Source organism: Rahnella sikkimica, from assembly GCF_002951615.1.
GTDB classification, from domain to species: domain Bacteria; phylum Pseudomonadota; class Gammaproteobacteria; order Enterobacterales; family Enterobacteriaceae; genus Rahnella; species Rahnella sikkimica.
Window position 1 is genome coordinate 534,809 of the sequence record NZ_CP019062.1, and the last position, 26,144, is coordinate 560,952.

Genomic DNA, 26,144 nt, shown 5'->3' on the forward strand with positions numbered 1-26,144 from the left:
TGCCGGTAGTGAATTTACTGACTACCGGCAGGGCTGACATCAGGTATTAATACACCCGTTTATTTTTATCTTTAGCCAGGTATAACTATGGCCGATAATTCGTTATCTGACACAACACCAAAGCCGGACGAATTCCTGCTGGAAATGAGTGGTATCAATAAATCATTTCCTGGCGTCAGGGCGTTGGATAATGTGAATTTAAAAGTGCGTCCTCATTCCATTCACGCGTTGATGGGTGAAAATGGTGCCGGTAAATCCACATTATTAAAATGCCTTTTCGGGATATACAGCAAAGACTCCGGTACGATTCTTTTTCAGGGCCAGGAAGTTAATTTTAAAAGTTCTAAAGAAGCGCTTGAAAAGGGCGTATCGATGGTACATCAGGAATTAAACCTGGTGTTACAACGTACCGTTATGGACAACATGTGGCTGGGGCGTTATCCCACCAAAGGCATTTTTGTCGATCAGGACAAAATGTATAAAGACACCAAAGCGATTTTTGACGAACTGGACATTGATATCGACCCGCGGGACAAGGTCGGTAAATTGTCGGTTTCGCAGATGCAGATGATCGAAATCGCCAAGGCGTTTTCCTACAATGCCAAAATCGTGATTATGGACGAACCGACATCTTCCCTGACGGAAAAAGAAGTGAACCACCTGTTCACTATCATCCGTAAGCTGAAAGATCGCGGCTGCGGAATTGTGTATATCTCTCATAAGATGGAAGAAATTTTCCAGCTGTGCGACGAGATAACGATTCTGCGTGACGGCCAGTGGATTATCACGCAGCCGCTCGAAGGCCTCGACATGGATAAAATTATCTCCATGATGGTGGGCCGTTCGCTGAGCCAGCGTTTCCCTGACCGTCAGAACGTACCGGGTGAAGTCATCCTCGAAGTGCGTAACCTGACCTCATTACGTCAGCCTTCTATCCGCGATATCTCCTTCGATTTGCACAAAGGCGAAATTCTCGGGATCGCCGGCCTGGTCGGCGCGAAGCGTACAGACATTGTCGAAACGCTGTTTGGGATCCGCGAGAAAGTCGCCGGAACCATTAAGCTGCATGGCAAAAAAATTAATAATCACAGTGCAAACGAAGCCATTAACCACGGTTTTGCACTGGTGACTGAAGAGCGTCGTTCGACCGGTATTTATGCCTATCTGGATATTGGTTTTAACTCGCTGATTTCCAATATTCGTCAATATAAAAACAGAGCCGGTTTGCTTGATACCAGTCGTATGAAAAGTGATACCCAATGGGTTATCGATTCAATGCGGGTGAAAACGCCGGGGCATAAAACCAGCATTGGTTCATTGTCTGGCGGGAATCAGCAAAAAGTTATTATCGGGCGCTGGTTATTAACCAATCCTGAAATATTAATGCTGGATGAACCGACGCGCGGCATTGACGTTGGCGCTAAGTTTGAAATTTACCAGTTAATCACCGAGTTGGCTAAAAAAGAGAAGGGGATCATCATTATCTCCTCTGAAATGCCTGAGTTGCTGGGTATTACTGACAGAATTTTGGTTATGAGTAATGGACAGGTTGCGGGTATTGTTGAAACCAAAAATACTTCGCAGAACGAAATTTTACGCCTGGCTTCCTTGCATCTCTAATTTTTAAGGGTTCTTATTATGAAAGCATTAAATAAGAAAAGTGTGCTCACTTATTTAAAAGAGGGCGGGATTTATGTGGTGCTGCTGGTCTTACTGGCGATTATTATTATCCAGGATCCGAGCTTCCTCAGTCTGGTCAACTTAAGTAATATTCTGACGCAATCCTCCGTGCGCGTAATTATTGCACTGGGCGTCGCGGGGCTGATCGTCACGCAGGGTACCGACCTGTCAGCCGGGCGTCAGGTGGGTTTAGCGGCAGTTGTTGCGGCCACCATGTTGCAGGCGATGGATAACGTCAACAAAGTCTTCCCGCATCTGGACGTGGTGCCAATCCCACTGGTTATTCTGACCGTGTGTATTGTTGGCGCGCTGATTGGTTTGCTCAACGGGATTATCATCGCGTACCTGAATGTGACGCCATTTATTACCACGCTGGGTACGATGATTATCGTTTACGGGATTAACTCCCTGTATTACGACTATGTCGGCTCATCACCGGTCGCGGGCTTTGATCCTGGCTTCTCGCAGTTTGCACAAGGCTTTATCCACTTAGGTGGCCTTAAGCTCTCCTACATCACCTTCTACGCATTGATTGCTATCGCTTTTGTCTGGGTGCTGTGGAACAAAACCCGTTTCGGTAAAAACATCTTTGCTATCGGTGGTAACCCGGAAGCAGCAAAAGTTTCAGGCGTTAACGTTCCGTTAAACCTGATCATGATTTACGCGTTGTCCGGCGTGTTCTACGCGTTCGGTGGTTTGCTCGAAGCAGGACGTATCGGCAGTGCGACGAACAACCTCGGCTTTATGTACGAACTCGATGCTATCGCGGCCTGTGTGGTCGGCGGCGTGTCATTCGCCGGTGGCGTGGGTTCTGTGGCAGGTGTGGTGACCGGTGTACTGATCTTTACCGTCATCAACTACGGCCTGACCTACATCGGCGTGAACCCTTACTGGCAGTACATCATCAAAGGCAGCATCATCATCTTCGCGGTGGCGCTGGACTCTTTGAAATACGCTAAGAAGAAGTAACGACCGGATTGTCTTCAGGATAAGTGATTTTGAAGTGTGAAAAATCCCCGATATATTCGGGGATTTTTTTCGAAAGTTGGTTGGTAGAGGGGAATATATTTAGCTATATTGTGTTGGAAAAACACATCCTTTACCTTCAGCCCACAAGCTAACACCTATTGTTACAAAAATAATAAATGCGCCACCATATATACAAAACAACATCAATAATGAAAATGCTTTTTCTTTAAAGGAAAATATGATGCGATACATTTCAAACATGCCTGAGAAAGTATTTATATCAATATTTCTTTTTTTGCAAAAAAACACCCCTGTAAACACTGCGATTAAAGCAATTGAGAAAGCAAAAAAAAACACGATAATTCTGGCGACTCGAATCTCTTCACACATATAAACCTCAGTTAAAATAGTGGTACATAAACACTTGGTGTGTAGGGGATTTTAATTTCAGGGCCAGCACCAGGACCAATTCCAATATAGAGCTCTGGCCATGTCGATGTTTGTGCTAACTCAATGCTAAAGTCACCGAGTGCAATTGCAAATCCAGCCCCAGCCTTCAAATCTTTGGCGGCAGGATCTCTAAATTTCAGCCCGCATGTGGCGGCAGCACGCAAAGCAATGGACGCTAATGGTGCGCTAGCCAAACCGCTCACACCGGTTTTCTCATTAATCGATATTACACCTGACACTCCACTCCCTAGCGCTGCAGTTGCTGAGACTCTGCATTCTCCCGTTGCTATTGGTTTTATGGGGGGTGGGGCCATAGCCGTGGCGACTTCTTCTGAAGATGCTCCATTTTGCATTATTGATATACCTAACGAACCTTTCTCGCCAATCCCCGGTAAATTGACTATTGAACCAACCCCATTTAACCCACGAGGGTCTATATATTTATTAGGCTTGTTAAAACCATAAGCATATAAATTCCACCCCCCTCTCAACCCAATCGGATCCTGCGTAATATATCTTCCCTGCATCGGGTCATAATAACGGTGACGGTTGTAATGCAGCCCTGATTCCTCGTCGTAATGCTGGCCCTGCATTCTGATGGGCTGACGCAGTTTGTACGGGTTGAAAATATCGACCGCGTTGCCCCAGACGTCCATCACCGCGCTCCATTCCACTTTGCTGGTTTTGTGATTAATCAGCGCAATGGGCGTGCCGAGGTGGTCGCAGTGATAAAGGTGCAGTTTCAGCGCGTCGCCTTCCGGCATCGGGTCGAGCCACAGCGCGAGGTTTTCGGCTTTCAGGCCGACGGCGTCCAGCCACTGCTGATTGTCGTCGCTGAGATGATTTTTGCGAATGTCCTTTTCGATTTCATTCAGGCGCAGATGCAGTTCGGTCGGGAACGCGCTGCCGTTTTCCTCTTCGAGTTTCTCCGCCAGCGAGCGGTGGCTGTCTTCCATGCGCGCGTGTTCGGCGCGCAGCAGCGGGACGAAGCTGTTGGGGTGATAAATCGTGTGCAGCTGCGTGTCGCGGTTTTCGGTCAGCACCAGGCGGTCGCCGTCCCAGCCGAACCAGATGTTCTGGGTTTCTGTTTCGCCGGATTGCGGATTGATTTGCGTGACGTGCTTGCCGACGCGCCGCCCGAGCGGGTCGTAGATATAGCGCGCCTGCGTCTGAATCAGGCCGTCTTCTTCTGTCGTGAAACGGGTCAGCCGGTGCGCCTGGTCATAGAAGAAGTGGCTGATTGCTCCGCGCGGCGCTTCCCGCCAGCCCGCACGGTACGGGCGTTTTTCCGTCAGGTTGCCAAATTTGTCGTGTTCATAAATATACCGTTCGTCGCGCTGGATACGGTTTTGATACCAGACCGGCAGCGAGTCAGCCAGCGGCGTGTTCAGGTCGGGGTGCGTGCAGTTGCGGTTACCGGCGGCGTCGGTGAAGGTGGCGAGAAAGCCGTCCGGCGAGCTGACGCTGTTCAGGCGACCGGCTGGCGTATAAGCGTAATGGTGGTCGCCGAGGCCGGTGGTCATCTGCGTCATCTGACCGGCGGCGTTGTAGTGATAATGGCGTTTCAGGTTCGGGTGGCCTACGTCCGGCGTGTGCTGCGCGGCGAGTTGTCCGGTGAGCGAATAAGTATTTTCACTCTGCCAGCCGTCGCTGAACCGGCGGGTGGTTTCGCGGTGCAGCCTGTCGCGGTTGAGTTCCAGCAGTACGTCATCGCCGAGTTTTACGCCCAGCAGGTGGCCGGGGCCGTAAGTTTGCCAGCTGATTTCCGGCAGACCGTCGTAGCGGACGGCGGATTCAAAGCCGCGCACGTCAAAACCGCGCACCGCGGTGTGCTGCCAGAGCAGGTCGCCGTGCGCGTTGCGGATAATCTGCCGCTCGCCGTTCAGGTTATCGTTGGCGTCGTACTGGAACCGCACGCTGACCAGATGGGTCTCGCTGCGGTGGGCGGTTTCGGTGACGCGTCCGGCGGCGTCATATTGCCACAGCACGTCGTCCGGGCCGTCGTTTGTCTCCGGGCGCTGCTGGCGGATAAGCTGGCCTTCGTCATCGTAATGCCAGTGCGTCATCAGCCCGGCATCGTCGCTGCGGATTAGCTGACCGGCGGCGTTGTACTGATAGTTTTGCACGCGCCCGTCAAAGCCCACCTCCTGTGTCAGCCGGTCCATGACGTCGTAGCTGAATTTCGTGTCAGCGCCGTTTTCGTTGACGAGTCTCGATAACCTGCCCGCGCTGTCGAATTCGGTTTGTCGCGTGAGCCCGCCTTCGTTTTGTGCGGTTGGATTGCCGCGCTCATCGTAAGTCAGGGTACTTTGCGTGCCGTCCGGTCGGGTGATGGTGATGACATCTCCGGTGGCATTGTATTCCCAGCGGGTGATAAGTCCCGCGCTGTCCTCGCGCGACATCCGACGTCCGCGCGCATCGTACGCAAAGCGGGTTTTCATTCCTTCTTCGTGCTGGATTTCCAGCGGCTGACCGTCGCGGTTGTAGCGGTAAATCGTTTTGAAACCGGAGCAGTCAGTAAAACTTTCCAGCAAGCCTGCCGCATTCCATTCCAGCGTCTGACGCCCGCCCGCCGCATCTTCGGTGGCGCACGGCTGCGCGCTTTTATCGTCGGCGTAATGATAGCGGCGGGTCTGGCGCAGGGCGTCGGTGTCAGCGGTCAGACGCCCCAGTGCATCATATTCCCTGCTCACGCGGCGTCCGTCGGGCGCGGTGCTGCAAATCAGCTGCCCTTGTTTGTTGTAGTTGAACTGGCTACGTTTTTCGCCGCCCGGATGCAAAATCGCGCCCAGCGTGCCACTGGCCGGGTTGATATGAAATTCGGTGGTCCGTCCGGAAGCGTCGGTTTGCGATATCAGCTGGCCGCGGTTGTTGAATTTATTCTGTACAGCGCTGCCGTCGGCTTGCTCCAGTCTGACTACGCGGCGAAGTCCCTGCTCGCCTTCGAAGTGATAGACGCGTAAGCGCCCGAGGCTGTCGGTGACGCGGGTCTGGTTTTTGCTGTATTCAAACTGATAACTCAGGCCGCCGGGATTGACCTGCGAAATGACTTTTCCGGACGCGTCGTAAACGTAATGCGTGGCAGGACGTCCGGCGTAGCGGTGGGCAACCATCAGGCCGGTGCCGGCAGGTTCCAGATGCCAGTCGAACTGCCGGACAATTTCGCCCGCGCGGTCATACACGGTTTTCAGCTCACCGCGCGGCGTGTAGCCGTAGCGCACCAGAGGTTTTGTCGGCAAGTCCGAAAACGCTAAATCTTTCGTCAGCCAGACGGCGGAAAGCCGCACGCCGCCATCTTCGCCCCAGCCGTTATCCGGCACGGGTTTGAAGTCCGGCAGCATTATCAGTTCAAGGCGAAAACGCCGCCCGCAGCTGTCGGTGATGCCGGTAATCTGCCCGGCGAATTCGCCTTCGGCATCGCGATGATAGTTAAGCGTATGGCCGAAACGGTCGGTCAGTCCGAGCAGTAACCGGCTGGCGGGCAGCGGGCGCGGCAATATGTCTTCAGCGGTTTCGGGCAACTGCACGCAGCCTAAAATCCACCACGGGCCTGTGGCGTCATTGGCCACAAAAATAATGATGCGGGCTGTTGTGCAGTTCGTCCGGCAGCGCCTGCCACAACTTGCTGAGCGGATGAGCCTCGTTTTGCTTATCCGCACCGCCGCGTGCCAGCCAGAGATTTTCGCTGTGGCTGAACGCAATTTGCCCCGGCGGAAGATGATGAAAATGAATGCTGCGCCCCGAATTATCGTTAAGGATGAGTTCATCGGTGCGGATTTGCAGGCGGATATCCGCCGCCGCCCAGCCGGGGCCGAACATCCCGACCGGCGCAGGCGTGCCGGTTTTATAGCTGCTGTAGCTGCGCGAAAGTACAAAAGGCAAAGAAGCGGGCATTGCGATATCGGTCTCGCCGGGCAGGACTTTGGCACCGAGGGATGGGTTAACGGGGCTGCCTTCCACCACACCGCCGGGGCAAACCGAGCACGCCACGCCGGTCGGAGCACCAATCATTACACCGAGGGAACCCTGAATAACCGGGCCGCCGGTGGCGGTATTATCGCCCTGTCGGGCAGCGGGAAATCCGGTCATGGAGTCAATCCTTTTAGATCAGGTGTCCGTGGAATGATTGATTTGAAGGTGAGATGTTTATCGTTTTATTCACGGTGCAAATAGAACCAAATCAACAAGATGCGAGAGGCTAAGCTTTAAAGAGGATGTGCGTTGTGAGGCGGTTCACAAAGAATTAAGCATTAAGCAGGGGTTAAATATCCGCGGTATCCGCAGGCAACAAGATTGGGATACCACAGGGTAGGCAGAATTATAAATCAGTGGAACAGACTAAATGAGACTCCCCCCAAATCACTGCTGGAATGGATTTCTTCCCACCGGTTTCACCGGTTCAGGTTTAGGTGCCGGTTCCGCGTCTTCAGTTTCGGCCTGAGCAGCTTCGTTGGCTTCCTGCTCAGCTTTGATTCTGGCGGCTTCGTCGGCGGCCGCTTTATCCGCTGCGGCTTTTTCTGCTGCTGCTTTATCGGCTGCAGCCTTGGCGATGGCGGCTTTTTTCTCGGCTTCCAGCTGTTGTTGTAATGCCAAAAGTTGTTCAGGCGTGACGGCCGGATAGCCTTGCGCATCATCCGGAATGTTATGAATGGCGGGGATGGGGATCAGCGGGCCAAGGAAGCGCGGCTCGCGTTTGAGCAGGTATAAATCCGTCAGCGCGCCGAGGCGGGCGAAGATTTCACGACCACGCACGGTAAGCATATTTTTGGGTGAAGGCACCGCGAAGCATTGCGCCTGAATGCCCATATGCAGCGCGATAAACAACGCACGTTCGCAGTGGAAACGCTGGGTGATGATAATGAAATCATTGGTATCGAAGACTTTGCGGGTGCGCACGATGGAATCCAGCGTGCGGAAACCGGCGTAGTCGAGCACGATATCACTGGCCGGAATACCGGCGGCGATTAGGTCGCGTCGCATGGTGCTCGGTTCGTTGTAGCTTTGCTGCGCATTGTCACCGCTCAGCAGCAAGTATTTCACCTTGCCGCTGTTATACGCGTTAATCGCGCCCTGAATGCGGTACAGGTAATACTGGTTGATCACGCCGGTGCGGTAATACTTGGAGGTTCCCAGCACGACGCCAACCTGGCGGTGAGGCAGGGTCTGCACTTCGTCATAAATGTATGGCTGAGTGCGCAGACTGATCCACTGATCAAGCCCGATAGCGACTGCCAGCATCAGAATTACGATGCCGGTAACGCCAGCTATAAGTCGCTTAATCATAGGTATCCCTGTTTATGATCGGATTGAAATCGGATCCAAGGCTACTTTACCTGTTTAGGGGACGCAATACGTTGGACTCTGTATCCACCGGTATCGCGGGTTTTTTTAGCACTTCTCAGTGAATTACTGGCAGATCTGGGCGACGGGCCGCAAGTTAAGTGAAAAAAAAAGACCAATGCACCGGCATTGGTCTGGATCATGGTCAGTCTGATTCTTCTGAATATTGCGGAATCAGAATGATGTGCGTTTGTAGGAACGGTACTGCGGTGCCCAGAAATTGTGCTCGATTGCTTTAGACAGCGAATCTTCAGACGTCACCATCGCCACACCCTGCAACTGTGCCGCTTTGCCCACCGCCATCGCGATACATTTTGAGACGCCCTGAATGTCATCCACATCCGGCAGCAGCGAACCGGTGCCTTCAGTGGCCAGCGGCGAGCATTCAGCCAGAGTCCGGCTGGCGGCCATCAGCATGCCGTCCGTGACGCGGGTTGCACCGGAGGCAATCACACCCAGCCCGATCCCCGGGAAGATAAAGGAGTTGTTGCACTGCGCGATAGGGTACAGCGTGCCTTTATGGCTTACCGGCGCAAACGGGCTGCCGGTAGCAACCAGCGCCGCGCCGTCCGTCCAGTTCAGGATATCGGCCGGTGTGGCTTCCACGCGTGATGTCGGGTTACTCAGCGGCATGACCACCGGACGGGCGCAGTGTTTATGCATTTCACGGATGATTTCTTCCGTGAACAGACCCGGCTGGCCGGAAACACCGATAAGAACCGTAGGTTTGGCGTTACGCACCACATCAAGCAGGGAAATGCTGTCATTGCTCAAGCCCCAGCCGGTCAGCGCGCTGCTTTTCTGCACCAGGCGGCTCTGGAAATCGAGCAGGTTCGGCAGTTTGTCGGTCAGCAGGCCGAAGCGGTCCACCATGAAGACTTTCGCGCGGGCTTCTTCGTCGCTCAGGCCTTCGGATTTCATCTGCGCGATGATTTGTTCTGCGATACCACAACCCGCTGAACCCGCGCCGAGGAAGGCAACCGTCTGGTCACTCAGTTTGCCACCGGCGGCTTTGCTGGCGGCAATCAGGCTGCCCAGCGCCACGGACGCGGTGCCCTGAATATCATCGTTAAAACAGCACAACTCATCGCGGTAACGTTCGAGGATCGGCATGGCGTTCTTCTGCGCGAAATCTTCGAACTGCAACAGCACGTTCGGCCAGCGGATTTTTACCGCCTGAATGAACTGGTCGACAAACGCTTCGTACTCTTCGCCGGTGATACGTGGGTGACGCCAGCCCATGTACAGCGGATCGTTGAGCAGTTGCGGGTTGTTGGTGCCTGCATCGAGCACGACCGGCAGGGTATATGCCGGGCTGATGCCGCCACATGCGGTATACAACGATAATTTGCCGATAGGAATACCCATGCCGCCGATGCCCTGATCGCCCAGACCCAGAATGCGCTCGCCGTCCGTCACCACCACCACTTTGACGTGTTGTTTGGTGGCGTTTTGCAGCATGTCGTCGATGTGCTCGCGGTTAGGGTAGGAGATAAACAGGCCACGGGCGCGGCGGTAGATATCAGAGAAATGCTCGCAGGCTTCACCGACGGTTGGGGTATAAATCACCGGCATCATTTCGCTGAGATGGCTGTCCAGAAGACGGTAAAACAGCGTCTCGTTGGTGTCCTGAATGTTACGCAGATAGATATGTTTATCGATGTCAGTTTTGAAATTCTGGAACTGGCGGTAGGCGCGGTCGGCCTGTTCTTCGATTGTTTCGACGGCTTCAGGCAGCAGGCCGTGGAGGTTAAAATTGCTGCGTTCTTCTTCGGTAAACGCACTGCCTTTATTCAGTAACGGAAATTCTAACAGGATAGGGCCAGCGTGAGGGATGTACAGGGGACGTTTGCTTTCGTATTCAAGTTCCATCGTTTTACTCTTCCGGGGCTCAGAATGTTAATTTTTATCGTTTAGAGACGAGAGGGTAACAGAGAGGAAACGGGGAATTCAAATCGGACAATGTTATGTAACTAATGACTACAAGAACGTAGTCATTAGTGTTAGGTCGATCACGAAACCCGGCGGTTTCAGCAGTTCAGCGTGGTGACATCTGCGCAGCCGAGGGCTTTCAGCGTGGCGCGGGTGGCGTCATTTTGAGTGATCAGCGCGCCTTCCTGTTCGACCAGCACGGCGCGGCGAACTTTCAGGCAGTCTTCACCGCACAGGTTCAGCAGGATTAATGCCGCCTGTAACGGAGGCAGGCTCGGGTTGAAAGCGGCATTTTCCGCGTAGCGCCCGGCAAACTGTTTGCCGTTATGCGTTTCCAGCGCCACGCCGCTGTGCGATTTGCTGTAAGGCGCATGGCTTTGGTTGCAGGCATCCAGCGCATGCGCGGCAAGCGTGTCAGCGTTTTTCAGCGTGAAACCATGATCGACCTTATCCATCAGCAGCGTGGTGATATCCAGATCCTTCGGCCCGAAGGAATGCGGCAGATAATCACCGAGTGTGGCGACATCGCGATCCGGCAGATGGATATCCAGCGCCGTGCCGCTGGTCAGTTCATTCATAAACTGACGGCAATGGCCGCAAGGCGTGTAATTGACGGTGATGGAGGCCAGACGCGTTTCGCCACGCAGCCAGGCGTGCGTGACCGCAGATTGTTCGGCGTGAACGGTTTGCTGCATCGGCGCACCGGCAAATTCCATGTTGGCACCGAAGTACAGATTACCGGAGGTTCCGCGGGCAATTGCGCCCACGTTGAAATGCGAAATCGGCGTCACAGAACAGGCTGCAGCCAGCGGTAACAGGGCGAATGCCAGCGCGTCGTTGTCCAGACCGGTTGCCTGTTTTGCCTGCGCAACCTCGGCGGCAGTGAACATTGCCGGGAAGTCATCATGTCGCAGAAACGGCTCAAGCGCGGAGGATAAATTTTCAGGGAGTGCCGCAAAGGCGGTGTGAAAACGTGCGTGCATAAACATTCGATCTCGACTGTGATTACGGTTAAACAGTGTAAAAGTCATTACGTGAACTAAGTGTGACAGAAATCACTTTTTTGATGAAACAGAAGATATGAAGTTGCAGTTTTGAGAGATGTTACGCAGAAAACCGCCATGACAGGCGGCTTTCTGTTTGAAGAGTGAACAGGATTACTGTGCAGGGAACCACTTGTCGTTGATCTTTTTGAATTCGCCGTTGGCTTTAATGCCGTCGAGCGCCGCATTCAGTTTCGCCAGTAATTCTTTATTCTCCGGACGCACGGCCATTCCCACGCCAGTACCAAAGTATTGCGGATCTTTAATCAGTTCGCCCACTTCACCCAGATTAGGGTTGGATTTCAGCCAGCCATTCAGCACGGCGGTATCGCCGAGCAGCCCGTCCAGACGACCACTTTTCAGATCCAGAATTGCATTCTGATAGCTGTCATAACCGACGGTGGTGATTTCAGGATGTTTTTCCATCAGGTATTTCTGGTGCGTGGTGCCGTTTTCCAGACCAACACGTTTCCCTTTCAGATCGGTAATGGAAGAGAATTTCCCCTTCGGCCCGATAATCATGGCGGTATTGGCGTAGTAAGGCTGGGTAAACGTGACCTGCTTGCTGCGCTCTTCGGTGATGTCCATACCGGAAATGATGACGTCAAAACGACGGAATTTCAGCGCCGGGATCAGCCCGTCAAACGGCTGGTTGGTGAATGTACAGGTTTCCTGCATCTGCTGACACACGGCCTTCGCCAGATCCATATCAAACCCGACGATCTGGTTGTTGGCGTCCATGGATTCGAACGGCGGATAGGTCGCGGAAGTCCCGAAACGAATAGTCTCAGCAGCGGTAGCGGTGAAAGCGGTGGCAGATAAAACGGCAGCGAGGATCAGCTTTTTCATGCAATACATTCCTGTTCAAAAAATGACATTCCCTTCATGGTTCAGTTTACTGATTTTATTAATGTAATCGGGTAACTGGCAGGAAGTGAAACCTGCGTTTAAATTGCCATTAAATGAATTTGTATGCAATAAATTTGATTAAAAAATTAAAGCAAAGATTGACCGGCTATTTCGAAAACATAAAAAAAGGGACGATCTCTCGTCCCTTCAGGCGTCCGGTGTTCATTAATTACGGCGTTCAAACGCCAGCGCACGGCGTTCTATCAGGCGCATCATCAGGGTCAGTAATCCGTTCACACACAGATAAACCAGACCGGCAGCGCCAAATACCATCACGTCGTAGGTGCGGCCATACATCAGCTGGCTGTGTCCCATAACGTCCATCAGCGTAATGGTGTACGCCAGAGAGGTACTTTTAAACACCAGCACCACTTCATTGGAGTAGGACGACAGCGCGCGCTTAAACGCATACGGCAGCAGAATTCGCAGGGTCTGCGATTTCGACATGCCCAGCGCTTCGCAGGACTGCCACTGGCCGGACGGGATCGCACGTACCGCACCGGTAAACAGTTGCGTGGTGTAAGCGGCACTGTTCAGCGCCAGCGCAAACATGGCACACAGCCACGGCTGTGACAGCACTTCCCATAACCAGGGGATTTCACGAATAGACGGAAACTGCCCCGGACCGTAATAAATCAGGAAGATTTGCACCAGCAGCGGCGTACCGGTGAACAGCGTGATGTAACCTTTCACGATTTGGCTGACAACGGGCACTTTCAGCGTCAGGATCACGGTGAAAATCATCGCCAACAGCAGCGCAACAATCAGCGCGGCGACCGTCAGTGTCAGGCTGGTGTGCAATCCTTTCAGGACTTCAGGTAAATATTCCCACATCAGGAAGCACTCCGTTCAAAGCGGGTGGTACGCAGTTCGATGCGTTTAATCACGAACTGGCTGAACAGGGTAACAATCAGATAAATGCAGGCCGCAATCACGTACCAGGTAAAAGGTTCCTGTGTCCGCGTGGCGATACTTTTGGTTTGCAGCATCAAATCATTCACGCTGATCAGCGACACCAGCGCGGTGTCCTTGAGCAGCACCAGCCACTGATTGCTCAGGCCCGGCAGCGCGTGACGCCACATTTGCGGCATGATCAGGCGGAAGAAAATCGCCGATTTCTTCATGCCCAGCACCTGGCCGGATTCCCACTGGCCTTGCGGAACGGCTTTCAGCGCGCCGCGCAAAGTCTGCGAAGCATAAGCGGAATAGAGCAGCGAAAGGGCGATGACACCACAGACAAACGGGCTGACTTCGAAGTTTTCGATGGGCAGCTTGATCGGCACGGAGAACAGCCCGAGATTAATGCTAAAGCCATCCGCCAGCACCATCAGCAACTGTGATGACCCGAAGTAGATGAAAAGCACGACCAGAATTTCTGGCAGACCGCGCAGCACAGTGACCCACGCCGTACCGAGCCAGCTGAGTGGCTTCCACGGCGCAGATTCCCAGACTGCGAAGATCATCGCCAGAATCAGGCCGAGGACCAGCGCGCAAACGGCAAGGCCGACGGTCATTCCGGCGGCGCTTGCTAAAGGTTGGAATTCAGTCATTGATAGGCAAACTTATTGCTGGAACCATTTGGAATACAGCGTCTTGTAGGTGCCGTCTGCTTTCACTTTTGCCAGAGCATCGTTCAGTTTAGTCAGCAGTTCGGTGTTGTTCTGACGAACGGCAACACCCAGACCGGTACCGAAGTAAGTTGGATCAGTGATTTTGTCACCCACAGCAGCCAGATTTTTGTTCTGCTTCAGCCATTCGTTGACTACGGCGGTGTCACCGAAGACGGCGTCCAGACGACCATTTTTCAGATCCAGCACGGCATTCTGGTAGCTGTCGTAAGGCACGGCAGTGATTTCCGGATGTTTATCCATCAGGAATTTCTGGTGAGTGGTGCCGTTTTGCATACCGACGCGTTTGCCTTTCAGCCCGGCAACGTCAGCGAACTGGCCAGCGTGGGCGATGAAAATAGCGGAGTTATCGTAGTAAGCGTTGGTGAAAGAAACTTGTTTTTCACGCTCAGGGGTGATGTCCATACCGGAAATGACCGCATCAAAACGACGGAATTTCAGGCTTGGGATCAGACTGTCGAAGGCCTGGTTTGTGAATGTGCAGGTAGCCTGCATCTCTTTACACATAGCGTTGGCCAGATCGACGTCGAAGCCCTGAATCTGATTGCTGGAGTCTACAAACTCAAACGGAGGATAAGACGCTTCCATTGCGAAACGGATGGTATCAGCAGCGCTGGCAGACAAACTGACGGTCGCCAGAACCGCGGCAATTACTAATTTTTTCATCGCTTACTCCGTAGAAAACATCAATCAATATGTTGATAGGAAACAGTTTTAGTGGGAAAGGTAGCTCGCAAACTCTTTGGTTTTCGGCTGAGCGAAAATCGACGCGTCACCTTGTTCCACGATGCGACCATTTTCCATGTACACCACGCGGCTGGCGGTTTTACGCGCCACTTCCACTTCGTGGGTCACAATCACCTGAGTAATCCCGGTGCCGGCCAGTTCGCGAATAATACTGACGATCTGGGCGGTAATTTCCGGGTCAAGCGCGGCGGTCGGTTCGTCAAACAGCAAAACCTGGGGTTCCATCATCAGCGCACGGGCAATCGCCACACGCTGCTGCTGGCCACCGGAAAGGTGCAGCGGAAAACGATCGGCGTAATCAGTCAGACGCAGACGGGTCAGCAATTTCTGGGCACGTTGCATCGCGACATCTTTTGTCAGACCCAAAACACGCATTGGGGCTTCCATTAAGTTGTCGAGTACGGTGCGATGTGGCCACAGATTGTATTGCTGGAAAACCATGCCGACGTTCTGACGCAGTTCGCGGACCGCTTTTTCATCCGGTTTGCGGGTGAAATCGAAGGTGTTACCGGCGATTTGCAGTGTGCCTGAACGGGGCATTTCCAGCAGGTTCAGAACACGTAACAGAGAGCTTTTACCTGCACCACTTGGGCCCAGTAAAACGAGGGTTTCACCGGCAGGGCAGTCGAGCTGAATGTCAAAAGCGCCTGATGCACGCCATAGAAGCAGTTGATGCTATTAAGTTGAATACTCATGCGCAAATAGTGAATAGCCATTGATGCCGCAGATGGTAACTTCCACAGCATAGTTATGCAACGATCACGGCTTAAAAATTATGTGTCGCCGCCCAGGTGGCAAAGTGTAGCACAAGATATTGTTGCATCACTGTGATGCAAATGTTGGTTAATGACGATATTCAGTATTAACCCCTGTTATGCAATCACTTTAGAACATCAACTCAGGCGGCTTTTTTAAGAAAGCGTCGTTACTGGTTTTCTAAAACCTGGCGCAGCGTGCCGCTGGAGGCAAAGTCCAGATTGGCCATATAGCGCACGTCATCCACGGTCCAGCATTTGCCTTCGCGCACCATCAGGACTTCATCTTTCCATTGCGTGGTGGCCGCTTTATCTTTTTCGCGGGTGAACGTGACGCGCAGCGGAATATTCCGGGCGTCGGTGTTCGGAATGGTGGACGCGCTGTCCACGGAGGCGGACGTCGGGCCATCAAACAGGCTGGAGAAAATGTCGCCATCGCCTGAGCCTGCACCGGCTTTCTCGTTCGGCGATGACGCAATATCCACTTTCGGCTGCGACTGCGCTTTGAGCAGCGAAGCGTAAAGTGCGGTGCTCAGATAAGGCCGGTACGCGGCGAGCTGGCCGGAGTCAGGGACCCCGCTGCCGCCCTGTTTGATGCGAAAATCATAGAATTGTTGAGCGACGCTGTCGGGGCCACCGTCGATACATGGCGCGCTGCGGCTACCAATATCCTTATAGGCAGGGTCTACCGTGGTACAGGCATTTAACATCAATACCAGAGGGATTGCGGCGACAAGAATTTTCTTTTTCATCGTATTCCTTACTGAAAGATTGAACGTTTTCACCATGACTTTCTTAATCCTACAGTATAAAACCGATTTGGCTTAATGCATGGCGCAGAGAAATGATACGTTCAGACGGGATACATCGTTTATGCTATTCGGGTGCTTTTCTCCGACTTGTGGACGACAACTGATAAGGAATACTCATGCAAATTTCAACCACTCCGACCCTGGAAGGTTTTACCATCGCGGAATATTGCGGTGTAGTGACGGGCGAAGCGATTTTGGGTGCGAACATTTTTCGTGATTTCTTCGCAGGCGTACGCGATATCGTCGGTGGCCGTTCCGGCGCGTATGAAAAAGAACTGCGCAAAGCGCGCGAGATTGCTTTTCGCGAACTGGAAGAACAGGCGAAAGAACGCGGCGCTAACGCCGTGGTCGGCATTGATATCGATTATGAAACCGTGGGCAAAGACAGCAGTATGCTGATGGTCAGCGTCTCCGGCACCGCTGTTATTGTGCATCGAAAATGAGGCGGAAGGGCTTCAGAAGCGGCGTAATTGCCGCGCTTTTGCTGGCCCTGACGGGCTGTCAGAGCGGTAAACAGGCGAAAAATTCACCTTACCGGCTGGAAACGACGCGGCAGGCGCAGGGCATGGATCAGCGGGTGCGTTTTCTGGTCATCCACTATACGGCAGAAGATTTCCACAATGCATTAAACACGCTAACGGATGAACACGTCAGCGCGCATTACCTGATCCCGGCGCAACCGCCGCTCGAAAACGGGAAACCGGTCGCGTGGCAACTGGTGCCGGAAAACATGCGCGCGTGGCACGCAGGAGCCAGCGGCTGGCGCGGACGTACCAATCTGAATGATACGTCCATCGGCATTGAGCTTGAAAACAAAGGGTACAGCACGACGCTGCTGGGCAAAAAATTCTATCCGTTCCCGCCCGCGCAAATTGATGTGCTGGCTGACCTGAGCAAAGGCATTGTCGCGCGCTATCAGATTGAACCGCGCAACGTGGTCGCCCACAGCGACATTGCACCGCAGCGTAAGGACGATCCGGGGCCATTATTCCCGTGGCAGCAGATGGCGGATCGGGGCATTGGTGCCTGGCCGGATGCGGCGCGGGTCAGCCATTTTCTGGCGGGCAGAAATCCGCAGCAGCCGGTGGATCAGGCTCATCTGCTGGCTTTGCTGAAACAGTACGGTTATCCCGTGACGGAAAACATGACGCCGGAGCAGGCGCGCCGTGTGATTTCAGCGTTCCAGATGCATTTCAGGCAGAGTGATTATCGCGGGAATGCTGACGCGCAGTCAGAAGCCATTGTTCTGGCGCTGTTGCAGCAGTTCCCGGATTCGAATAACTGAGAAAGCGGCTGACCTTGCGGTCAGTCGCGTTTCGGGCCGATGCCGTGCAAGCCCTGAAGTTTACCGTGGTCGCGCAGCCAGGCGGCGGTGCGGATAATTCCCTGATCCAGCGAAATCACCGGCACATATCCCAGCTCTTTCTGCGCGCGCTGTGTGTCGAGCGTCAGATCGAAATTCAGTTTCGCGACGCTGTAATGGGTTAGCACCGGTTCTTTGTGTGAGCTTTTGCTGATGCGTTCCATGCCGCGCGCCATCATATCCAGCAGCGGATAAGGCACCGAGCGGATGCGATATTTGATATCCAGACTTTCCATCAGCTGCTTTACCAGGGTGCGCAGCGGGCGCGGTTGCTGATTAGTGATGTTAAACGCGCGTCCGGATTCGGTGGATTCAGACTGCGTCGCCAGCCACATCGCGTGAACCGCGTTCTCCACGTACGTCATGTCGACCAGCGCTTCGCCTCCGCGCGGCAGCATCAGCGTGCCACCGTATTTCAGCATTTGCATCAGACGGGGCAGCAGCACGTTATCGTGCGGCCCGAACAAACCCTGCGGGCGTAAAATCGTGAAATGCGTTTGCGGATTGGACATCGCCAGCGTGTGGATCACCTGTTCACCGGCAGCTTTGCTGCGGGCGAAGGAGTTGGCGAAACGGTGAGGGCGGAAATCTTCCGGGATGTCGCGGTGATGATGAAAATCGAAATAAATCGCCGGTGAGGAAATATGCACGAAATTTTCCACGCCGTACGCCGTGGACCATTCGCCCAGACGGCGCGTCGCGCGCACGTTCGCCAGTTCGAATTCCTGTTCGCTGCCCCACGGCGACATCAGCCCGGAACAGTGCCAGACGGTATCGACATCGGCGAGCAAGGCTTTGGCCTGCGCCGACACCAATGTAGTGAGATCGGCATGAATGAATTCCGCGCCCATTTTTTGCAAAAGTGAACCCATGGCGGCATTGCGACCCGTCGCCCGGACTTTAATCCCTTTATTTCGCAAAAACTCGACCGCATTGCGCCCTAAACCGCTGCTCGCGCCGGTAACCAAAACTCTCATAACTACTCTTCATCCTTCACGTTGCAGCGGTGTTCGCTGCTCTCATTCACCCGAATCACTGACTCCAGTCAGCTCATCGGGATTCATTCGTTTGCTGCCTTGCTGCAACCCGAATGATTTTGAGTACATCCCAATGAGTGAAATTACTGAGGCTGGGGCGCCTCTCAGCAATAAGCGCGCCATTCTTTCGTGAAATTGTGCGGGTTGCAATGGGAAAGGGGGGCAGCAATGTCTGAAACTGTGCGATTGCGCTTTAAATAAACCCTTTCAGCTTCCGCAGCGGTCTTTCTGACGGGCCAGACTGGCGATGCGTTTCGCCATGCCTCGAAAAATAAACTGATGAGCGGGCATCATACTGAACCAGTAGAGCAAACCGCTGAACCCGGCCGGATGCCACCATGCACGAACGTCCAGACTGCGGCTCTCGCCGTGATCGGTGATCGTGAACGTCAGCCGTCCGAGCCCCGGCGCTTTCATTCCGAATAACAGCGCCAGTTCACGCTGCGGTTTCAGGCTGATCACTTTCCATCCGTCAATTTTATCGCCGATTTTCAGGAAGTCCCGGTCAGGGCGGCCATACTTTACGCCGCCGCCGAGAAGATCGTCGATGCGTGCCCGCGTCTTCCACAACCCGTTGGCATAGAAATAACCTTCCACGCCACCGAGTTTCTGCACCACTTTCCACAGGGACGCTTTTGACGCTGACGTTTCCAGCGTGAAGCCCGCCTGTTTCGGGTAATAACCGTAGCCGGGCCGCCAGCGCGCACGGGCGTCCGGGTCATAGCCCCAGTCGGGTGAATCCATGACCTGCTGTTGTTCTCTTTCCAGCGTGCGGCGAATCGCCTCATCAATAGAAATCAGCTCCTGCGGGATCATCGCCTGAAGTGCTTCGCTGTCAGCGGGCAAATCGTGATTGAGCCCCTGGATCAGCGCCTTGGCGAGCGACGTCGGCACCGAGGTAATCAGGCTGAGGAAATACACCGAAACAAAAGAGGTCGGCAGGGGAACGGGGATCAGCCACCGGCGTTTCCCGCTCAGGGCAATAAAGCGTTCGAACAGCGTCTGATAGCTGATGTACTCCGGCCCGGCGGCGTCAAAAATACGGTTTCCGCTGGCGGGCAAGGTCACAAGACCCTGCAAATAATTGAGCAGGTTTTCCAGCGCTACCGGCGAGGATTTCGAGCGAACCCACTTCGGCGGCGTGAGAATTGGCAGGTTGTAGACCATGTCGCGCATGACTTCGAACGCCGCCGAGCCCGCGCCAATCACAATGCCGGTGCGCAGTTCTGTCACCGGAATATTACTCATCCGCAGCAAGTCGCCGGTCAGTTTGCGCGCCTGCAAATGAGGGGAATGGTTGCCTTCCGGCTGCATGGATCCGAGATAAATAATGTGTTTGATGGAGGAATCGCGCAGCGCCAGCAGGGTGTGCTGCGCGGCCTGACGCTCTTTTTCCAGCAGGTCGTCATCTTCGGTCATGGCATGAACCAGATACACCAGCACGTCGGCACCTTCGAAGGCGCTGGTCAGCGTTTTACTCTGGTATACATCCGCAAAACAGCAACGGACGTGAGGCCATTTTTGTTGTTGCAGCCATTCGATGCGCCGCGCGGCCGCAGTGACCTGAAAACCGTGCTGGCTCAGGTGGGCAGTCAGATGTTGTCCGATATATCCGCTGGCACCGAGGACGACAATTCTTGGCATAATCCGTTTGCTCTGAGAGTAGGGGAAATCATGAAAATGCGGCGACAGCCGTAAGGCTTGCCGCCGCAGACTGGTTGGCGGTCAGGCGTGCTGGTGCAGGAATTCCTGCCACAGGGCGACGACTTTTTGCAGGTCTTCACGGCTGATGTTGATGTGCGTCAGCACGCGGGTTAGCGGACCGGCGCTGATGATGACACCGCGCTCACGCATCCACGGGCCCATCTTTTCGGCCAGTTCAGCGCTCTGTTTAATGTACAGAACGTTGGTCTGCGCGCCGGGCCCGGCGATTTCCACGCCAATATTGCTCAGCTGTTCAGCCAGCCACTGCGCATTATCATGGTCATCTTTCAGACGTGCCACGTTGTTTTCCAGCGCATAAATGGCCGCTGCCGCCAGAATGCCGGACTGGCGCATGCCGCCGCCGGTCATTTTGCGCCAGCGGTTCGCACGATGGATGTAGTCTTTGCTACCGACCAGCAGGGAACCAATCGGCGCGCCCAGACCTTTCGACAGGCAAATGGTCAGGGTGTCGCAATATTGGGTGATTTCGCTCAGCTCAACGTTCAGCGCGACCGCGGCATTCATGATGCGTGCGCCATCGATGTGCAGCGCCAGCCCTTTTTCACGGGTAAACGCGTAAGCTTTTTGCAGATAATCGAGCGGAAGCACTTTGCCGCTGTGCGTATTTTCCAGGCTCAGAAGACGTGTGCGGGCAAAGTGAATGTCATCGGGTTTGATGGCGGCGGCGACGTTATCCAGCGGAATGGAACCGTCGGCGGCCATGTCGAGCGGCTGCGGCTGAATGCTGCCGAGAACCGCGGCACCGCCGGCTTCGTACATATAATTGTGGGCCTTCTGACCGACAATATATTCTTCTCCGCGCTGACAGTGCGTCAGCAGTGCAACCAGATTGGCCTGTGTACCGGTCGGTAAAAACAGCGCGGCTTCTTTGCCACACAGTTTCGCGGCCATATCCTGCAAAGCATTTACCGTTGGGTCATCGCCGTAGACATCATCGCCGACTTCAGCGCTGGCCATCGCCTGACGCATAGCTTCGCTGGGGCGGGTTACGGTATCACTGCGTAAATCGATCAACGTAATAATCCTTCTGCTGGGTAATGTTAAGTGGAAGAAAAAGCGGGCAACCTGTGCCCGCCTGACTCCCCACTATATCCCTGTCGGGGTTATCGCAGCCAGTTGGTTTTTGCCAGTTCGATGACTTCGTCACCCCGGCCGCTGATCACCGCCCGCAGCATGTAGAGGCTGAAGCCTTTTGCCTGCTCAAATTTAATCTGCGGTGGCATCGCCAGTTCTTCGGTGGCGGTGATGACATCTATCAGCACCGGCCCCTGATAGGCGAACGCGTCCTGCAATGCGGCATCGACGTCCGAGGCTTTTTCCACACGGATCCCTTTGATTCCTGCGGCTTCGGCAATGGCCGCGAAATCCGGGTTTTTCAGCTCGGTGCCGTCGGTCAGATAACCGCCGGCTTTCATTTCCATCGCCACAAACCCCAGCACGCTGTTGTTGAAGATGACAATTTTTACCGGCAGTTTTTGCTGCGCCAGCGTCAGAAAATCGCCCATCAGCATGGCAAAACCGCCGTCGCCGCACAGCGCCACCACCTGACGCGTACGGTCAATCGCCTGCGCACCGATGGCCTGCGGCATGGCGTTGGCCATCGAGCCGTGGTTAAACGAACCGAGCAGACGGCGCTGGCCGTTCATTTGCAGGTAACGACATGCCCAGACCGTTGGCGTCCCGACATCGCAGGTAAAGACGGCGTCAGCAGCGGCGAAACGGCTGATTTGCTGCGCCAGATATTGCGGATGAATGGCCTGTTTGTCGTTCGGCGTTGCCAGCGCATCGAGATCTTTGCGCGCTTCTTCATAATGCTTCAGGGCTTTGTCGAGGAATTTACGCTCGGTTTTCACCTGCAATTGCGGCAGAACGGCGGTCAGGGTGGATTTGATGTCGCCGACCAGCGCCATATCAACGTGACAGTGCGCGCCGATACTGCCCGGATTGATATCTATCTGGATGATTTTTGCATCCGTCGGATAAAACGCGCGGTACGGGAATTGTGTGCCGAGCAGGATCAGGGTGTCGGCATTCATCATGGCGTGGAAACCGGAAGAAAAACCGATCAGCCCGGTCATCCCGACGCTGTAAGGGTTATCCCATTCAATGTGTTCTTTGCCACGCAGGGCATGTACCACCGGCGCTTTCAGGGTTTCCGCCAGCTTGATCACTTCACCGTGCGCACCGGCACAACCGCTGCCGCACATCAGGGTAATGTTGGTCGCGCCATTGAGCAGTTCGGCCAGCTTATCCAGTTCGGTCTGCTGAGGCTGTACTTTCGGCAACTGCGGCGGATACCAGCTGACTTTGGCATCTTCCGGTGCCGGTTTCAGTGCAACATCGCCCGGCAGAACAATCACGGAAACACCGCGGTTCAGGATTGCCTTGCGCATGGCGATCGCCAGCACCTGCGGAAGCTGTTCCGGGTTAGTGACTAATTCGCAATAGTGGCTGCATTCGCGGAATAATTCGGTCGGATGGGTTTCCTGAAAATAGCCGCTGCCGATTTCGCTGGAGGGAATATGTGCTGCGATGGCGAGCACCGGAACGTGGTTGCGATGGCAGTCGAACAGGCCGTTGATCAGATGCAAGTTGCCGGGGCCGCAGGAACCGGCGCAGACCGCCAGTTCACCGGTGATTTGTGCTTCGGCACCGGCGGCAAACGCGGCGACTTCCTCATGGCGCGTGCCGAGCCATTCGATGGTGCCCATGCGGTTGAGGCTGTCGCTCAGGCCGTTGAGCGAATCGCCGGTCACGCCCCAGATTCGTTTTACGCCTGCTGCTTCAAGAGTTTTCGCCAGATATGACGCTACGCTTTGTTTCATCAATTGAATCCCTCCGGTGTGCCCGTGATCTTTGCACTGCATAAAGTCTTCGGGCGGGTTTTAAATAAGTGGATTAAGCATAGTCCACTGATTACATCCAGGAATGCGAAGCCTTAAACCATACAAAATTACGCAGGGGAGGGAGATGAAGTTTTGTAAATCTGCCCGCAAAGACTGTAAAAAGTCATGTGCGGGCAGCGAGTTACGGCAGGAAATCAGGCGATCGTGGCGTCGCCCTGAAGCTGACAGCTGCACGCCAGAACGTAGCCCTGCGCGACGTCTTCGTCGGTGAGCGTCATGCGGCTGGTGGTCGTGAAATTACCGGACAGCACGCGGGTTTTGCAACTCCCGCAAACGCCCGCGCGGCAGGCCGCCGTGACCGGCAGTTTGTGCTGCTCCATCGCTGCCAGCAGCGTTGAACCGACCGGCACGCGGAAGTTCGCAAGCGGCGTCAGGCGGGTCAGCGTCAGTTGCTGATCTGCTGAGACAACCGTTTCGGTGGCCTGGAACTGTTCCTTAACGATATTTTGTGCAGGAACGCCCAGTTCGGCCACCCATTTCCCGGCCAGTGCCATATATGGCGCAGGCCCGCAAATCATCACCCGGCGCGCAGCGATATCCGCCACCTGGCTTTGCAGTAAGTCCTGACTCAGACGACCTGCGATCTGGCCCGGTGCCGCGTCATTTTCTGCCAGAATGGTCAGACGAAGTTGCGGATATTGCGCCGCCATACGCTGCCATTCTTGTGCAAAAATGACGTCCTGCGGGCTGCGTACGCTGTAAAACACCTGCACACTTTGCGCAGGAGAACCCGCCAGAACGCGGCGCGCAATCGACATCACCGGCGTTACGCCGCAACCCGCAGCCAGCAGTAACAAAGGTTGCTGCGTGTCACAGGTGAATTCGCCCTGCGCGTCCGAAAGCCACAGGTAATCGCCCGGTTTAACCTGCTGTGTGAGCCAGCCGGAGCCTTCACCGCCATCAATCCGGCGTACCGTCAGCTGGATAAACCGGCTCACACCCGGCGTGGAAGACAGCGTATACGCGCGCTGTACGTCACCGCTCTGGCTGATATTCACCAACGCAAACTGGCCCGGCTGATACGGATAAACGTCGTGATTGATCAGCGACAGTGTCCGGACATCGGGCGTTTCCTGCGTAACGGAATACACCTGCATACGGTTCTGGCACAGCGCCGTCGGCTGATCAGGAAATAAAGGAAAATTCATTGAGATTTATTCCGACAGCATGGTTTTCAGATCCTGCTCTACCGACGTAATCGAACGCAGGCCGAACTGTTCGTTAAGCACCGCCAGCAGATTGTCGGTCAGGAAGGCCGGAGCCGTCGGGCCGGTGGCGATGTTTTTCACGCCCAGCGACAGCAACGTCAGCAGGATCACAATCGCTTTCTGCTCAAACCACGAAAGCACCAGGCTCAGCGGCAAATCATTCACGCCACAACCCAGTTTTTCGGCCAGATTGACCGCCAGAATAATCGCCGAGTAAGCATCGTTGCACTGACCGACGTCCAGCAGGCGCGGCAGGCCTTCAATAGTGCCGAAGTCCAGTTTGTTGAAGCGGTACTTGCCGCACGCCAGTGTCATGATCACGCAATCCTGAGGCACGCTGCGTGCCAGATCGGTGAAGTAGCTGCGCTCGCCGCGGCTGCCGTCACAACCGCCGATCAGGAAGATATGACGGAGCTTTTTAGCGGCGACTAAATCAATCACGGTATCTGCCGCACCGAGCAACGTCTGGCGACCAAAACCGACGGTAATTTCCTGTTCGATTTCACTGTACGGGAAACCGGCCAGTTGCAGCGCCTGGCTGATCACCGGTGCGAAATCTTCGCCTTCCAGATGCTGAACGCCCGGCCAGCCGACGATGCTGCGGGTCCAGATTCGATCGCCGTAGTTACCGACGTTAGGGTCAATAATGCAGTTGGAGGTCATGACCACCGGGCCGGGGAATCTGGCGAACTCAACCTGCTGATTCTGCCAGCCGCTGCCGTAGTTACCGGCCAGATGTGGGAATTTTTTCAGTTCCGGATAGCCGTGTGCAGGCAGCATTTCGCCGTGGGTATAAATATTAATGCCGGTACCGGCGGTCTGTTCCAGCAACATCTGCAAATCTTTAAGATCATGGCCTGAAATCAGAATCGCTTTGCCCGCCAGCGGGCGCACATTGACGGACGTCGGGCGCGGATGACCGTAAGCGTCGGTTTCGCCTTTATCCAGAATCGCCATCACGCCGAAGTTCATTTTGCCGATCGCCATCGCGTTTTCGAGCAGTACGCCCATGTCTGACGGTTGCGTGCCCAGCCACGCCATCAGGCGGTGATATTCGGCATAAATCGCGGTGTCCGACTGGCCGAGAACGTGCGCGTGTTCCATATAAGCCGCCGCACCTTTCAGACCGTACAAGCACAACATGCGCAGCCCGTGAATGTCATCGCCGACCTGCGTTTTATCGCCGTTGAGCGCAAATTGCTGCGCCTGCTGTTGCAGGTCATTCAGGTTATTGCTGACCAGTTCCAGCGCCGCCAGCGGGTGATCGACGGTGATTTCCGGATCCATCAGACGGCAGCGAACCGCCAGCGCTTCACGGTGAATAATTGCTTCACGCGCGTAACCGACGATGCGGTCGGAATCGAAGTTAACGTTGGTCAGCGTGGAGAAAAATGCCCGTGGCGCGAAGCTGTCAGTGTCTTCATCGACAATGCCGTAACCACGCGCCGCCAGCGCCCAGGCCGATAACCCCTGAAGAACAGCGACCAGCAAGTCCTGTAAATCGGAGGTTTCTGCCGTTTTGCCACACATACCCTGCGCATAAGCGCAGCCATTGCCCGCCGGGGTACGGACTGTTTGTTCACATTGCACACAAAACATCATTCGGTCCTTTTTAAAGTTGCATTTGAAATGCTTGTTTT

19 protein-coding genes and 2 pseudogenes are annotated in these 26,144 nt (G+C 54.5%); 4 read left to right on the forward strand and 17 right to left on the reverse strand.

The window, feature by feature from the left end:
* Positions 1-87 precede the first annotated feature (87 nt).
* Positions 88-1,620: a galactose/methyl galactoside ABC transporter ATP-binding protein MglA gene (gene mglA / locus BV494_RS02440; protein WP_104921416.1), complete on the forward strand. Its 1,533-nt coding sequence runs from the start codon at positions 88-90 to the stop codon at positions 1,618-1,620.
* Positions 1,621-1,638: 18 nt separating this feature from the next.
* Complete coding sequence (gene mglC, locus BV494_RS02445) at positions 1,639-2,649, forward strand: galactose/methyl galactoside ABC transporter permease MglC (RefSeq protein ID WP_104921417.1); 1,011 nt, start codon at positions 1,639-1,641, stop codon at positions 2,647-2,649.
* A gap of 99 nt (positions 2,650-2,748) precedes the next feature.
* On the opposite strand, the gene BV494_RS25685 is transcribed toward mglC, so the two are convergent.
* The 11 genes and pseudogenes from BV494_RS25685 to BV494_RS02495 all read right to left on the reverse strand — a co-directional run bounded on the left by BV494_RS25685 (position 2,749) and on the right by BV494_RS02495 (position 16,205).
* Positions 2,749-3,039, reverse strand: coding sequence for a hypothetical protein (locus tag BV494_RS25685; RefSeq protein ID WP_192938061.1), 291 nt, complete (start codon positions 3,037-3,039; stop codon positions 2,749-2,751).
* An 11-nt stretch (positions 3,040-3,050) separates the two neighbouring features.
* Positions 3,051-7,188: pseudogene (locus BV494_RS25690) on the reverse strand (RHS repeat-associated core domain-containing protein).
* A gap of 270 nt (positions 7,189-7,458) precedes the next feature.
* Entirely contained in the window at positions 7,459-8,382 is a 924-nt protein-coding gene (gene sanA, locus BV494_RS02455) for an outer membrane permeability protein SanA (protein ID WP_104921418.1), read from the reverse strand.
* Between the two features lie 231 nt (positions 8,383-8,613).
* Positions 8,614-10,311, reverse strand: coding sequence for an NAD-dependent malic enzyme (locus BV494_RS02460; protein ID WP_104921419.1), 1,698 nt, complete (start codon positions 10,309-10,311; stop codon positions 8,614-8,616).
* 158 nt (positions 10,312-10,469) lie between these two features.
* Positions 10,470-11,354 (reverse strand): cytidine deaminase, encoded by an 885-nt coding sequence (gene cdd, locus BV494_RS02465; protein ID WP_104921420.1) that lies wholly within the window; start codon positions 11,352-11,354, stop codon positions 10,470-10,472.
* A 174-nt stretch (positions 11,355-11,528) separates the two neighbouring features.
* Positions 11,529-12,263, reverse strand: a complete 735-nt coding sequence (locus BV494_RS02470; RefSeq protein ID WP_104921421.1) for an arginine ABC transporter substrate-binding protein — start codon at positions 12,261-12,263, stop codon at positions 11,529-11,531.
* 225 nt (positions 12,264-12,488) lie between these two features.
* Positions 12,489-13,157, reverse strand: a complete 669-nt coding sequence (artM, locus tag BV494_RS02475) for an arginine ABC transporter permease ArtM (RefSeq protein ID WP_104921422.1) — start codon at positions 13,155-13,157, stop codon at positions 12,489-12,491.
* Positions 13,157-13,873, reverse strand: a complete 717-nt coding sequence (gene artQ, locus BV494_RS02480; protein ID WP_104921423.1) for an arginine ABC transporter permease ArtQ — start codon at positions 13,871-13,873, stop codon at positions 13,157-13,159. The genes artM and artQ overlap by 1 nt, the downstream gene beginning before the upstream one ends.
* A 12-nt stretch (positions 13,874-13,885) precedes the next feature.
* Entirely contained in the window at positions 13,886-14,617 is a 732-nt protein-coding gene (gene artJ, locus BV494_RS02485) for an arginine ABC transporter substrate-binding protein (RefSeq protein WP_104921424.1), read from the reverse strand.
* Positions 14,618-14,665: 48 nt separating this feature from the next.
* Positions 14,666-15,393 (reverse strand): annotated as a pseudogene (gene artP / locus BV494_RS02490) (arginine ABC transporter ATP-binding protein ArtP).
* Between the two features lie 230 nt (positions 15,394-15,623).
* Positions 15,624-16,205, reverse strand: coding sequence for a lipoprotein (locus BV494_RS02495; RefSeq protein ID WP_104921425.1), 582 nt, complete (start codon positions 16,203-16,205; stop codon positions 15,624-15,626).
* A gap of 176 nt (positions 16,206-16,381) precedes the next feature.
* On the opposite strand from BV494_RS02495, the gene BV494_RS02500 reads away from it, so the two are divergent.
* Positions 16,382-16,708, forward strand: a complete 327-nt coding sequence (locus BV494_RS02500; RefSeq protein ID WP_013574757.1) for a heavy metal-binding domain-containing protein — start codon at positions 16,382-16,384, stop codon at positions 16,706-16,708.
* Positions 16,705-17,550, forward strand: a complete 846-nt coding sequence (locus BV494_RS02505) for an N-acetylmuramoyl-L-alanine amidase (RefSeq protein WP_104921426.1) — start codon at positions 16,705-16,707, stop codon at positions 17,548-17,550. The genes BV494_RS02500 and BV494_RS02505 overlap by 4 nt, the downstream gene beginning before the upstream one ends.
* 20 nt (positions 17,551-17,570) lie before the next feature.
* On the opposite strand, the gene BV494_RS02510 is transcribed toward BV494_RS02505, so the two are convergent.
* The 6 genes from BV494_RS02510 to hcp form a co-directional block, all read right to left on the reverse strand.
* Complete coding sequence (locus BV494_RS02510; protein WP_104921427.1) at positions 17,571-18,605, reverse strand: NAD-dependent epimerase/dehydratase family protein; 1,035 nt, start codon at positions 18,603-18,605, stop codon at positions 17,571-17,573.
* Between the two features lie 267 nt (positions 18,606-18,872).
* Positions 18,873-20,309 (reverse strand): DUF2867 domain-containing protein, encoded by a 1,437-nt coding sequence (locus tag BV494_RS02515; RefSeq protein WP_104921428.1) that lies wholly within the window; start codon positions 20,307-20,309, stop codon positions 18,873-18,875.
* A gap of 81 nt (positions 20,310-20,390) precedes the next feature.
* On the reverse strand, positions 20,391-21,404 hold the full coding sequence (gene ltaE, locus BV494_RS02520) for a low-specificity L-threonine aldolase (RefSeq protein ID WP_104921429.1): 1,014 nt from the start codon (positions 21,402-21,404) through the stop codon (positions 20,391-20,393).
* Between the two features lie 89 nt (positions 21,405-21,493).
* The gene (gene poxB, locus BV494_RS02525; RefSeq protein WP_104924672.1) at positions 21,494-23,215 is read right to left on the reverse strand and encodes a ubiquinone-dependent pyruvate dehydrogenase; all 1,722 of its coding nucleotides are present in this window, start codon (positions 23,213-23,215) and stop codon (positions 21,494-21,496) included.
* 215 nt (positions 23,216-23,430) lie between these two features.
* Positions 23,431-24,444 carry an NADH oxidoreductase gene (hcr, locus tag BV494_RS02530; RefSeq protein WP_104921430.1) on the reverse strand — a complete coding sequence of 338 codons (1,014 nt, stop codon included), beginning with the start codon at positions 24,442-24,444 and terminating at the stop codon, positions 23,431-23,433.
* Positions 24,445-24,450: 6 nt separating this feature from the next.
* Positions 24,451-26,103: a hydroxylamine reductase gene (gene hcp / locus BV494_RS02535; protein ID WP_104921431.1), complete on the reverse strand. Its 1,653-nt coding sequence runs from the start codon at positions 26,101-26,103 to the stop codon at positions 24,451-24,453.
* Positions 26,104-26,144 lie beyond the last annotated feature (41 nt).